General features: G+C 66.3%; 12 protein-coding genes. 1 reads left to right on the top strand and 11 read right to left on the bottom strand.

The window, feature by feature from the left end:
- Positions 1-118: 118 nt before the first annotated feature.
- Genes WKW82_RS02920 through WKW82_RS02905 form a run of 4 tightly spaced genes read right to left on the bottom strand, consistent with a single transcriptional unit; the run spans position 119 to position 4603 of the window.
- Positions 119-979, bottom strand: a complete 861-nt coding sequence (locus WKW82_RS02920) for a carbohydrate ABC transporter permease (RefSeq protein WP_340340740.1) — start codon at positions 977-979, stop codon at positions 119-121.
- Entirely contained in the window at positions 976-1935 is a 960-nt protein-coding gene (locus WKW82_RS02915; protein ID WP_340340739.1) for a carbohydrate ABC transporter permease, read from the bottom strand. Before WKW82_RS02915 ends, WKW82_RS02920 begins: the two co-directional genes overlap by 4 nt.
- A gap of 13 nt (positions 1936-1948) precedes the next feature.
- Complete coding sequence (locus WKW82_RS02910) at positions 1949-3370, bottom strand: ABC transporter substrate-binding protein (RefSeq protein WP_340340738.1); 1422 nt, start codon at positions 3368-3370, stop codon at positions 1949-1951.
- 45 nt (positions 3371-3415) lie between these two features.
- A complete protein-coding gene (locus tag WKW82_RS02905) occupies positions 3416-4603 on the bottom strand; it encodes an ABC transporter ATP-binding protein (protein WP_340340737.1) in 1188 nt (395 codons plus the stop codon).
- A 132-nt stretch (positions 4604-4735) separates the two neighbouring features.
- On the opposite strand from WKW82_RS02905, the gene WKW82_RS02900 reads away from it, so the two are divergent.
- Entirely contained in the window at positions 4736-5524 is a 789-nt protein-coding gene (locus tag WKW82_RS02900; RefSeq protein WP_340340736.1) for an SDR family NAD(P)-dependent oxidoreductase, read from the top strand.
- 171 nt (positions 5525-5695) lie between these two features.
- Here WKW82_RS02900 and vapB read toward each other — a convergent pair whose 3' ends face one another.
- The 7 genes from vapB to WKW82_RS02865 all read right to left on the bottom strand — a co-directional run bounded on the left by vapB (position 5696) and on the right by WKW82_RS02865 (position 12642).
- Positions 5696-5983: a type II toxin-antitoxin system VapB family antitoxin gene (vapB, locus tag WKW82_RS02895; RefSeq protein ID WP_340340930.1), complete on the bottom strand. Its 288-nt coding sequence runs from the start codon at positions 5981-5983 to the stop codon at positions 5696-5698.
- A gap of 94 nt (positions 5984-6077) precedes the next feature.
- Positions 6078-7493, bottom strand: coding sequence for an FAD-binding oxidoreductase (locus WKW82_RS02890; RefSeq protein WP_340340735.1), 1416 nt, complete (start codon positions 7491-7493; stop codon positions 6078-6080).
- A 47-nt stretch (positions 7494-7540) separates the two neighbouring features.
- Entirely contained in the window at positions 7541-8461 is a 921-nt protein-coding gene (locus WKW82_RS02885; RefSeq protein WP_340340734.1) for an MBL fold metallo-hydrolase, read from the bottom strand.
- Positions 8458-9042: a glucose-6-phosphate isomerase gene (locus WKW82_RS02880; protein WP_340340733.1), complete on the bottom strand. Its 585-nt coding sequence runs from the start codon at positions 9040-9042 to the stop codon at positions 8458-8460. Before WKW82_RS02880 ends, WKW82_RS02885 begins: the two co-directional genes overlap by 4 nt.
- A gap of 2 nt (positions 9043-9044) precedes the next feature.
- Entirely contained in the window at positions 9045-10004 is a 960-nt protein-coding gene (locus WKW82_RS02875) for a shikimate dehydrogenase family protein (RefSeq protein ID WP_340340732.1), read from the bottom strand.
- A 10-nt stretch (positions 10005-10014) separates the two neighbouring features.
- Entirely contained in the window at positions 10015-11514 is a 1500-nt protein-coding gene (glpK, locus tag WKW82_RS02870) for a glycerol kinase GlpK (protein WP_340340731.1), read from the bottom strand.
- A gap of 36 nt (positions 11515-11550) precedes the next feature.
- Positions 11551-12642 carry a galactitol-1-phosphate 5-dehydrogenase gene (locus WKW82_RS02865; protein WP_340340730.1) on the bottom strand — a complete coding sequence of 364 codons (1092 nt, stop codon included), beginning with the start codon at positions 12640-12642 and terminating at the stop codon, positions 11551-11553.
- Positions 12643-12645: the final 3 nt, after the last annotated feature.

Below are 12645 nucleotides of genomic sequence, written 5' to 3'. Positions count from 1 at the left end.
ACGAAACCAGAGCGAGGAATGTCTGTTCGTGGGCACCCGCGGAACCGGCTTTGCCGGGCCGCTGGGTGCGCCCCCTTGAGGGGGAGGCGCCGCAGGCGCATCGGGGGTGGGCTTGATTTCAGCGAACCATGCCCATGGACAGGCCCTTGATGAACTGCTTCTGCACCGCGATGACGAACAGCAGGATCGGCGTCGAGATGACCAGGCAGGCGGCGCCGAGGATGTCCCACGAGGCCGCCGCGGTCTGCACCGCGAAGGTCACGACCGACACTGGCAGCGTCTTGGTCTGCGTGCCTGACAGGTAAAGCGCGAAGGCGTATTCGTTCCACGACAGGATCAGCACGAAGATCGCCGTGGCCGTGATGGCGGGCGCCATCACCGGCAGCACCACGCGGCGGAATGCACCGAACCAGGTGTCGCCATCGACCAGCGCGATCTCTTCCAGCTCGCGCGGGATGTCCTCGAAGTAGCCCTTGAGCATCCACACCACGAAGGGCAGCTGCATTGCGGTGTAGAGGATGATCAGCCCCACGTAGGAGTCCAGCAGCTTGAGCGTCTGGAAGATCAGGAACACCGGCAGGATCACCGCGACGGCCGGCATCATGCGGTTGGTCAGGATCCAGAAGGACACGTCCTCCTTGCCGACGAAATCGAAGCGCGCCAGCGCATAGGCGCAGAACATGCCGATCGTCACCGACAGGAAGGTCGACGCCGCCGCGATGACCGTCGTGTTGAACAGGTTGCGCAACAACCCGTAGTCCTGGATGAGCGTGCGAAACGCATCGAGCGTGGGCGTGAAGATCCACTGCGGCGGTACCGACTGCGCCGTCGCCCGGCTCATGAAGGCGGTGAGCACGATCCATATCAGCGGCAGCACGCAGGCGGCCGTGATGACGCAAAGCACCAGGTGCACCCAGCCGTTGCGCTGTTGCGGCGGCGCGTCCGGCGAGACGGCCGTGCTGCGCAGTTCGCGGCTCACGACCGGCCTCCGACGCGGTTGGCCTTGCTGAACACGCGGATGAAGACCGAGCTGAAGGCCAGGATGATCACGAACACGATGAGCGACAGCGCCGCGGCCTTCGATGCCTCGAAGAACTTGAAGCCCAGGTTGGTCAGCCAGATGTTGAGCGTCTCGGTCGAATTGCCCGGCCCGCCCTGCGTCAGCACCGCGATCGTGTCGTAGGTGCGGAACGCGTCCATGGTCCGGATCACCACCGCGATGAGGATGCTCGACTTGAGCATCGGCATCGTGATCGACCAGAAGATGCGCCACGACGAGGCGCCGTCGATCTCCGCCGCTTCATAAGGTTCGGGCGGTATCGAGGCCAGCCCCGCATGCAGGATCAGGAACATGAACGGCGTCCACTGCCACACGTCCACCAGGATCAGCGTGCGCAGCGCCGAGGCCGGACTGGAGACGAAGGTCGGCGGCGCCACGCCGAGGAAGGCCGCCAGCTCGCCGCTGTAGTACGAGATCAAGCCCGAATTCGGGAACAGCATGTACTGCCAGATCAGCCCCACCACCACCGGCGGCAGCACCATCGGCACGAGGATCGCGAGCCGGTACACCGCCTTGCCGCGGAAGTGTCGGCGGAACAGCAAGGCCAGCCCCAGCCCGGCCCAGAACTCGATGAACACCGACGAGACCGTGAACACCGCCGTCACCCGCAAGGCGTTGAAGAAGTCCGCGTCCTGCACGATCTCCTGGAACTGCTCGAGTCCGACGAAGGCCTGCGGCAGGTAGGGCTTGGACAGGATGATGTTGGTCGTCGCCAGCCAGATCGAGTAGCCGAAGGGAAAGAGCCCCACGGCCAGCAGGATGATGAGCGCGGGCGACATCAGCAGCCACGGAAACCAGCGGCGGTTCTGCAGCGCCGTCTTCGGCCGGTTCAAGGTGGCCGGGACGCGCGCCGCGTCCTGAAGCATTGCGGACATGGGGCGGCCTCTTTCAGATCCAGCCCGAAGGCTTCTTGTCGTAGTAGGAGAGGTTGCGCCACAGCTGCGGCGGGTTCTTCGCATTGCTGCGGTAGTAGCCGCCCTTGCGGAAGGCGTCCTTCATCTCCTTGGCCATGGCTTCGAGCGCCTGCTCCGGCGTCATCTCGTTGAGCCAGGCCTTGTTGCCGTAGAGCCCCATCACCTCGGAGATCTGCGCCCACTCCGGCACGCGGATGCGCTCGTCGGGGTTGGCGGTCTTGAGCAGGAAGTCGTAGCAGTCCACCACCCAGGGCTGCGCCTTCGCGACCGTCGGGCTCTTGAACTGAGAATGCCGCACCAGCCCGGCGCCCTTCTCCGAGGCGCGGATCAGCTGGTTCTTGTGGGTGATCCATTGCAGGAAGACCCAGGCCGCTTCCTTCTGCTTCGAATCGGCGGAAACGCCGAGGCCCCAGGAGCCGAAGAACGGGTCGGTCCGGCCATGCGGGCCGACCGGCGTGTGCAGGTAGACGTTCTTCCCTGCGACCGGCGAGCTGCCTTCGAACTGCTCGCCGATGAAGCCCAGGTAATTGATGCCACCGGCCGCCTTGCCCTGCTGGTAGAGCGACACGACTTCGCCGTAGCCGAAGTTGGCATCGTTCTTCGGCGTGAACTTGCGCCAGCCGAGGTAGTACTTGAGCGCGGCCAGGTTGTCGTCGCTGGCGACGGTGACGTTCCAGTCCTTGTCGACGAATTCGTTGCCGATGTTGGCGGGCTTCTGGAAGGCGTACATCAGCGGCGTGAAGGTCCAGCCCCAGAACCAGCGCTGCGGCTGCGTGACATAGCCGGCCACGCCCTTGCTCGCCTCGTTGAGTGTGCCGACGGTTTCCATGAAGGCCGTGTGGGTGAACTTGCCGTCGAAGCGCTTGGGCACGGGCAGGTTGGCCTTCTCCATCCAGTCGCGACGGAACTCGTGGCCGACGGTGCCGGAGTCGAAGGCGATGTTGTAGAGCGTGTTGTTGTAGATGCCCGTGCCGCTGAAGACGCGCGGGACGAAGTCGTCGATGTCGTAGTCGTCGGCGGTGAGGTCCTTGTTCTTCAGGTACTTCGACAAGGGCTCCAGGTAGCCCGCGGCCGCGTATTCGGCCAGCCACATGATGTCGATGGTGAAGAGGTCGAAGCGGCCGGTCTTGCTGCTCATGTCGAGCAAGGTCTTCTCGCGGGTCTGGTCGAAGGGGGCGTATTCGAGGTTGACCTTGATGCCGGTCTCCTTCTGGAACTCGGGGATCAGGTTCCAGAGGTGCTGGTGGTGGCCGAACTGCACCGCCAGCAGGTTGACGGTGCGGCCCTCGAACTGGCGCTTGCGGGCCTGTGCCATCGAGAGCGCCGGCATGGCGAGCCCTGCAGCGGCACTGCCGAGCAGTCTGGTGATCTGGCGTCTTGAGTATTCGGTCGTCATCTTTGTCTCCTGTGCTTGGTGGATGGACCCGGCGCGGCTGCCGGGTCAGTGGATGAGAGGGCTGCCGCTGGAGAGGGCATGCGCGTCGTCGAGCCGGCTCAGGTCGGCGTAGGCGAGCGTCCTGCCGATAGCCCGATCGAACAGATAGATGGCGCGCGGGTCGACCTGCAGGCCGATCGGCTCGCCGATCTCCGGCGCTCCGCCGAGCGCGCTGTTGCGGATCCAGGCGCGGAAGATCACGCCGTCGGCTTCGACGTCGAGGATGGTTTCCGAGCCGAGCGTTTCGGCGGCATAGACCACGCCGCAGATCACGTTCGGCGCGCCCTGTCCTGCGTGTGGCGCCAGTGACAGGTGCTGCGGCCGGATGCCCAGCGACAGGGCGCGTGCGGGCGCATTGCCCAGGCCGGCAGCGTCTAGCCAGTCGCGGTCGAGCGCCAGCCGTTGGTGGCCGAAGCGCAGCGTGGCGGCGCCGCCCGCATCCTCCAGCGTGCAGTCGGCGATGTTCATCGACGGCTCGCCGACGAAGCCCGCGACGAAGCGGTTCGCAGGCCGGTCGAAGATGACGCGCGGCGGGCCGATCTGCTGCACCACGCCTTCGTTCATCGCGACGATGCGGTCACCCATCGTCATCGCTTCGAGCTGGTCGTGCGAGACGTAGAGGATGGTGGACTGGAACTCGCGCTGCAGCTTCTTGAACTCGAGCCGCATGTGCGCGCGCAGTTTGGCATCGAGGTGCGAGATCGGCTCGTCCATCAGGAACAGGTCAGCGCGCCGCACCAGCATGCGGCCGATGGCCACGCGCTGTTGCTGGCCGCCCGACAGCTCGCGCGGACGACGCTCCAGCATGCGCTCGATCTGCAGGATCTTCGCCACGCCCATCACGCGTTCGCGCAGTTCGGACTCGGCCAGGCGCTGCAGGCGCAAGGGGTAGGCCATGTTCTCGAACACCGACAGGTGCGGATACAGCGAGTTCTTGTCGTAGACCATGGCGACGTTGCGCTCGCGCGGTGCGGCCCAGGTCATGTCTGCGCCATTGATCAGCACGCGGCCGGCATCGGGCTGCTCCAGGCCGGCGATGGTGCGCAGCGTGGTGGTCTTGCCGGCGCCCGAAGGGCCGAGCAGGAAGACGAACTCCCGGTCGGCCACTTCGAAGGACAGGTCGCACACGGCGCGCACCGCGCGCTCGCCACGCCCGAAAGCTTTCTCGATACCCTCGACTCGCAAGCCTGCCATTGAATGTCTCCGGTGAAGGTCGTCGCCGCCATGAAAGTGCGGTGTCATCCCCGGACGGAAATATAGAAGTAATTTCCTTGCTTGTAAATATCAATGGAATAAAATAACTTCCTCAACGTACAGGAGCACGACATGGAACTCGGACTGCAAGGCAAGACGGCGCTGGTCAGCGGCTCGTCCGGCGGCATCGGCGAAGCGATCGCGACCTCGCTTGCGCGTGAAGGCGCGCAGGTCATCGTCAACGGGCGCACGGCGGGCGGCATCGAGAGCGCGCTGGCGCGCATTCGCAAGGCGGTGCCTGGCGCCGTGCTGCACGCGCTGGCCGCTGACCTCGGCACGGCGCAGGGCTGCGATGACGCGATCGCTGCCTTCGACGCGGTCGACATCCTGATCAACAACCTCGGCATCTACGAGCCGAGCGACTTCTTCGAGACCAGCGATGCGCAGTGGGACCGGCTGGTGGAGGTCAATGTGATGAGCGGCGTGCGGCTGTCACGCCACTACCTGAAGGGCATGCTCGCGCGCAACAGCGGGCGGGTGGTGTTCGTCGCCAGCGAATCGGGCATCAACCCGGCGCCGGAGATGGCGCACTACTCCGCCACCAAGACGATGCAGTTGTCGCTGTCGCGCAATCTCGCGGAGTTGACCAAGGGCACGCGCGTGACGGTCAATGCGGTGCTGCCGGGGCCGGTGAACACCGAGGGCGTGGGTGGCTTCATCGCCAACGTGTTCCCGGAGCTGCCGCCCGGGGAAGCGCATGCGAAGTTCATGCGCGAGAACCGGCCGACCTCATTGATCCAGCGGCTGAGCGATCCGGCGGAGATCGCGGACTTCGTGACCTTCATTGCGAGTGCGCGGGCGTCGGCGGTGAACGGGGCGGCGCTGAAGGTGGATGGCGGGATGATCCGGTCTGTGTTCTGAACATCGGGCGCCCTGCTCAAGAGAGCAGCAGGGTGCCGCGCCGGACGCTTTGATCTGCTGGAATCAGCCATCAAAGCCGACAGGCCGCTCGTCGAGAAAGGGCCGCAGGCACTGACAACCCGTTGCCGCCGCCTTACCGGCAGGCGGCGCTCCAGACTGATCGATGATCAGCTATCCGTGTCCAGCTGCAGAACGGCGTCCGCAAAACGACCGCTCCTGGACGGGCATGCGCTCCGCGTCAGCCATGAAGTCCGGGGAGGCCTTAACCGGCGATGCAAAGAAGTCGCTCCAGTCGGCCGGGCGCGGCGTCAGGATGACGCTTTCGCCTTCACGGCGGATGAAGACCTCGCGCACGGTCTCCGCAAACCGGAAGTCCAGCGGGATCGACACGGTTTGAACCCGGTCGTTCCAGCCGACTCGCGCCGTCGGCTGTGGGGTGGGCGTGGGTCGAGTTGCCATCTCCTTCAGCATATGGCGCTGTCTGCCACATATCAAGCCATGCAGGCGTTCCGTTTGCTATCGGGCGCACGCCAGTTGCGCACGGACATCCTCGCTACGAAAACAGCTTGCCCGGATTGAGGATGCCCAGCGGATCCAGCGCGACACGAATCGCCTTCATTGCCGCGATCTCGACCGGCGTGCGGGTCAGCCCCAGCACATGCATGCGCTTGGTGCCGATGCCGTGCTCCGCGGACACCGATCCCTTCATCTCGCCGGTCACGCCGTAGACCACGTCCTGCACCTCGCGCGCCGTGGTCGACGGCCAGTCGGGTTCCTGCACCACGATGTGCACGTTGCCGTCGCCGAGGTGGCCATAGACCAGCACGTTGGCGCGCGGCCAGCGCGCACGCAGGGCGGCCTCGCAGCGGCGCGCGGCCTCGCCCACTTCGGCGATGGCAAAGCTCACGTCGAAGGACACGCGGCCCGGCAGCAGTCGCGCGTTCTCGCCCGGCGCATCGCGCACGGCCCAGAACGCGAGTGCATCGGACTCCGAACTCGCCAGCGCCGCATCCTCGACCACGCCCTCCTCCAGCATCGCGCCGAGGAAGCCTTCGAACGATTCAGCCTGGCGCTCGGGGTCGGCACCGAGGCTTTCGAGCAGCACGTAGAAGGCATGCTTGCCGGCCAGCGGCGCGCGCAGTTCCGGCAGCCGGCCGGTATAGAAGTCGTAGTAGCTCGGCCACATGACCTCGAAGGCCGACACGCCCGCCGGCAGCATCGCTTGCGCGCGTGAGAGCAGTGTCGTCACGGCTTCGTAGCTCGGCAAGCCGCAGAAGGCCGTCGACACCGCGCTGGGCTTCGGCCGCAGGCGCAGTACCACGCGCGTGATGATGGCCAATGTGCCCTCGCTGCCGACCAGCAGGTTACGCAGGTCGTAGCCGGTGTTGTTCTTGATCATGCCGTGCAGGCCGCCGACCACGCTGCCGTCGGCCAGCACGGCTTCGACGTCGAGCACCTGCTCCCGCATCATTCCGTACTTGATGACACGGTTGCCACCGGCATTGGTTGCGAGGTTGCCGCCGATCGAGCAACTGCCGCGCGCGCCGAGGTCGAGCGGGAAGAGGAAGCCCGCGGCATCCGCGGCTTCCTGCACCATCTGCAACGGCGTGCCGGCGAGCACGATCATGGTGGCGGACACCGCATCGACATGCTCGATGCCGCGCATGCGTTCGAGCGAGAGCGCAATCTCGCCGCCGAGCAGGCAGGCGCCACCCGCGAGCCCCGTGAGGCCACCCTGCGTGACCACCGGCTGCCGGTGCGCATGGCAGATCCGCAGTGCGACAGACACCTCTTCCGTGCTGCCGGGCCGCACCAGCGCGATGGGCTCCGCGCACGGCATGCGGCTCGCGTCGGCATGGTGCCGGCCTGCGAACTCGTGCGGCAATTGCACGACGCGCGGGCCCAGCGCCTCGCGCAGTGCCGCGACCACCGCGGGCATGACCTCGATCGCCTGCAAATCCGTTTCCATAGCGCTGCTCCGTTGATTTCCCTGAGACCGCGGACCTTCGCCCACGGTCATGCGTTCGCTGGTGCCGCCTTCAGCACATAGCGCGTGGCCGCCCGCACCAGCGACGCGCCGCAGACCGGCCGCATGCGCGCGATCTCGCGCTCGCTGTCCTCCGGCTGCACCGTGTTGAAGTCGAACATGCCGTAGTGATGGCCCAGCATGCGGCCGATGCCCACCGCGCAGCACAGTTCCACGGCTTCCTGCAGATGAAAGTTGCCCGGCACGCCGTTGCTGGCGCGTAGCGCATCGCGTCCGTTCACCGGCAGCAGGGCCAGCTCGATGCGGTGCGGCCGCAGCCAGTCCTCCAGGCCCTCGAAGGGCACGCAGTCGCCCGGGTGGTAGAGCGTGCGTTCCCCGAGCTTGAGGACATAGCCGAGGTAGAGGTCGTTGCCATCGGCATCCGACCTGCGCTCCTCGTGCGCCGCCGGCACCACAGCCACGCTGGCGCCGGGTCCGATGGGCAATTCATCGCCGGCACGCAAGGTGATCATCCGGTCGGCCGGCACGCCGCGCTCCAGCGCCTTCGCGCGCTCGGCCAGTGGGACGACAAAGCGGCAGCGCGCGTTGCTGCGCGCGATGGCCGACAGCGTGTCGCCGTCCATGTGGTCGGTGTGCGCGTGGGTGCAGAACACAAAGTCGAGCTGGGTCAACTGCTCCGGCTGCACCGGCGCGGCCATCATGCGGCGGTGCGGAAAGCGGGTGCCCGCGTACTTGCGCGCCAGCGAGTCCGACAGGTACGGATCAACGGCAATGCGCAAGTCGCGCCAGCGGATGCAGAAGCCGGCCTGCCCGAGCCACCAGGCGGAGACCGCATCGCCGTCCTCGCGCGCCGAGAACTCCGCCAGCAGGTCCGTGCTCGGCAGGCGCTCCAGCGTTGCCGGCATGGCCGCGCGGTCCACGGCTTCAACGGCCGACGGCTGCGCGTTCACTTCGACCAGCGCGGGTTGTCCACCAGCGCGGGCTTGCCGTCACGCTCGACCACGAGCTTGCGGAAGCCTTGCGTCTCGATGCTGCCGTAGTCGTGGCCCGCATGGCCCGGGAACGCGAAGAAGGTGATCAGCGGTTCCTTCGCCGAGATGTTGATGCTGCGATGCGCATAGCGCCCCGGCACATAGACGGCCTTGCCGGGCGTGAGCTCCTGCACCTCGACTTCGCCTTCGGGGCTTTCCATCATCATCAGGCCGTGGCCGCGCAGGCAGTAGTAGACCTCGGCGGTGTCGAGCACGGTGTGGAAGTGGCCCTTGGTCATGTGGTACTCGTCGCCCACCTTGCCGGGGTAGGTGATGGAGGTGCCGTAGGCCACGTCGCCGGAGCTGTCGGGCACGCCCATGTCGAAGAACTCGTAGACCAGCGGATCGCCGGCCTTGACGGTGGCTTCGAAGGCCTGCTCGTCGCAGTACATGCCCTTCATGGCCGACAGCGGGCGGCGCAGGGTTTCGCGGCTCTTCGACAGGCCGGTGTGGAGGTCGAAATCGACCAGGGTGGATTTGGCGTTGATGACGTCGAACATGTTCATTTCCTTGTGGTGGTGGCTTCGATGGCGATCTGGCTGAGCTTGTCGAAGGCGGGGCCCGACGACGGGATTTCCACGTCGAACACCTCGGCGATGACACGCGTCCAGCCATGGATGAAATAGACCCAGCCGCCTTCGACCTTGAGGTGGCGCGAGTCCTTCTGTGCATTGGCCTGGTCGAGGAAGACCAGGTCGCCGCGGTAGTTGAATTCCCAGGCGATGCCGTCCTGCGGGAAGACGGCCGCGTCGGTGATCGGCGAGCCGGGGCGGTCCTTGCCCAGGCCCGTGGCGTTGACCACCATGGATGCGCGCGGCAAGCCTGCCAGCACGCGGTCGGCGTCTTCCGGCGTCGGGGTCAGCACGTAGTCGATGGGGATCGCGAAGCCGATCTCGCGATGCACATGGCGCATCTCCTCCAGGCTGGATTCGCGGCGCGCGGTCACGATGATCTTCGCGGGCACATCGCCGCCGGCCTTCGCCTTGTTGTGCAGGTAGAGCGACAGCGCCAGCGACGAGCCGCCCGAGCCCAGCAGGCAGAGCTGGCCGCCGGTGCGCGCCCAATAGCCCGCATCCACGATCGCCTCCAGCGCCACGCCCACCGAGATGGGATCCTTGGCATGGCCGACGAGCCGGTTGCCGCGCTTGGAGATCGAGCTGATCTCGTGCAGGGTGGTGGCGTAGGGGTCCAGTTCATCGAACAGCCCGCGCGCCGCCTTGAGCAGGTTCATCTTGTGCGTGGTGACCAGGCCGCCGAGCGACAGCGGATCGTTCTTGATGAAGTCGACCACTTCGACATAGCGCTCGGGTGCATCGCCTGGCGGGAAGTCGAAGCCCTTGATGACGGCGTCGAGGCCGAGGTGTTCGGCCCAGGCCGGGAACACCTTCATGATCGATGAGCTGGCGGTGGTCACGCCGATGAAATACATGGTTCGCCGGGTGGCGGGCTGGTAGTTGTTCATATCGGTTGCTTCAGTGTTGTTCCCAATCGCGGGAGCGCTGCACGGCGCGGCTCCAGCCGGCGTAGCGCTTGTCGGCTTCTGCCCGCGCCATCGTCGGCGTGAACTTGCGGTCCAGCGCGAAGGCGTTGGCGAGGTCGGCCTGGTCGGCCCAGAAGCCGGTGGCCAGGCCGGCAAGAAAGGCGGCGCCGCGTGCCGTGGTGTCGACCACCTTCGGGCGCATCACGGGCACGCCCAGCAGATCGGCCTGGAACTGCATGACGAAGTTGTTGCTGACGGCCCCGCCGTCGACGTTCAGGTCCGACAACGCGATGCCGCTGTCCGCCTCCATGCAGCCGATCACGTCCCTGACCTGGAAGGCCATCGATTCCAGCGCGGCGCGGATGATGTGGTTGCGGTTGGTGCCGCGCGTGATGCCCAGCAGCGCGCCGCGTGCGTACTGGTCCCAGTACGGCGCGGAGAGGCCGGTGAACGCGGGCACGAAGTAGGCGCCATTGGTGTCGGGCACCTGGCGCGCGGCCAGTTCCGTTTCGCTCGACAGATGGATCAGCTTCAGCTCATCGCGCAACCATTGCACGACCGAACCGCAAGTGAAGATCAAGCCTTCCAGCGCGTACTCCAGCTTGCCGTCCAGCCCCCAGGCCACGGTCGTCAGCAGGTTGTTGCGCGAAGGCATGGGCTTTGCGCCGGTGTTCATCAGCAGCGAGCAACCCGTGCCGTAGGTGCACTTCACCATGCCGGGCTGGAAGCAGCTCTGGCCGAACAGCGCGCCCTGCTGGTCGCCCACGGCGGAAGCCACCGGGATCTCCACGCCATCGAAGAACTTCGCGGCCGACATGCCGTAGACCTCCGACGAATTGCGCACCTGCGGCAGCACCGCACGCGGCACGCGCACCGCGGCCAGCAGCCTGTCGTCCCATTGCGCCTTGTAGATGTCGTAGAGCATCGTGCGCGACGCGTTCGAGTAGTCGGTGACGTGCGCCCTGCCCTCGGTGAGGTTCCAGATCAGCCAGCTGTCGATGGTGCCCGCGGCCAGTTCGCCGCGTTCCGCACGCTCGCGCGCACCTTCCACGTTGTCGAGGATCCATGCGATCTTGGTGCCCGAGAAGTAGGCGTCGATGACCAGGCCGGTGGTCTCCCGCACGTAGGACTCCAAGCCCTGTGCCTTGAGCTCGTCGCACACGCCGGCGGTGCGGCGGTCCTGCCATACCAGTGCGTTGTGGATCGGCAGTCCGGTGGCGATGTCCCACACCACGCAGGTCTCGCGCTGGTTGGCAATGCCGATGGCGGCGATCTCTTCCGGGCGGACGTTGGCCTGCAGCAGCGCCTCGCGCGCGGCCGACAACTGCACGTTCCAGATCTCCAGCGGATCGTGCTCGACCCAGCCCGGGTTCGGGTAGATCTGGCGGAATTCGCGCTGGCCGATCGAGACGATCTCGCCGGCCTTGTCGAAAAGGATCGCGCGGGCGCTGGACGTGCCTTCATCGAGGGCCAGCACGTATTTCTTCGTCATCTTCTTGTCTCCTCGTTCGCTTCGTTCGGCGACGCTTCAGTGGTCGATGGTTTCGGGGGTGCCGTGCGGCAGGAAGATCACCTTGCTGTAGCCGCCGAAGCTGCGTTCGGCGATCTCCCTGAAGATGCGCGGCGCCTCGCTCAAAGGACGGATGTGCGAGATCAACGGCCTGGCGCTCAACTCCCCGGCCTCGATCATGCCGATGAGGTCGAACCATTCCTTGCCCGGGAAGGGCACCGAGTACGAGTTCCATGAACCGACCAGGTGCAACTCGTTGCGCAACACGCGCTCGAAGGTGGCGGGCTTGAACACCACGTCCTGGTGGGCCGAGCCGTAGATCACGATCGTGCCCTGCTTGCGCGCCGCATGGATCGCCGTCTCGCGGCCCGCGTTGTTGCCGGCCGTCTCCAGCACCACGTCGGCGCCGGCGCCACCGGTCGCTGCGCGGATCTGCTGGTGCAGGTCGGAAGCGCTGGCATTGATGCAGATGTCGGCGCCGGCTTCGCGGGCCATCGCGAGCTTGGTGTCGTCGATGTCCACCGCGATGACCGGCCGTGCGCCGGACAGCTTGGCCAGTCGCACCGCGAAGTAGCCCAGCGCGCCGATGCCGATGACCGCCACCGAATCGCCGGCGCGCAGGTTGATCTTGTGGATGCCGTGCAGGATGATCGCCGCCGACTCGATGGTCGCGGCCTCCTCGAAGCCGATGGTGTCGGGGAAGCGCACCAGGTTGCGTGCCGGCGCCTTGACGTACTGCGCGAAGCCGCCGTCGGTGCGCGAGCCGAGGAAGCTGTAGTCGTCGCACAGCGAGTAGTTGCCGCGATGGCAGGCATCGCATTGCATGCAAGGCAGCAAGGGCGCGATCGCGACCCTGTCGCCGGGCTTGACGTTGCTTACTTCGGATCCCACCGCTTCGATGACGCCGGCGAACTCGTGCCCGGGGATCGTCGGAAAGCGGTAGGTGCCCGTGACCATCACGCGGCCGATGTCGGAGCCGCAGATGCCGGCCGCCATCACCTTGACGAGCGTGTCCTGCGGACCGAGCGTCGAAGGCACGGCGACGGTTTCGTAGCGCAGGTCACCGGCGGCCTTGAGCACCGCGGCCTGCATGTGGGTGGGGGTCGTCATCGG

Origin of the sequence: Variovorax rhizosphaerae, from assembly GCF_037889975.1 — a bacterium.
Classification (GTDB): domain Bacteria; phylum Pseudomonadota; class Gammaproteobacteria; order Burkholderiales; family Burkholderiaceae_C; genus Variovorax; species Variovorax rhizosphaerae.
This window is presented reverse-complemented; position numbering and strand designations above follow the sequence as displayed.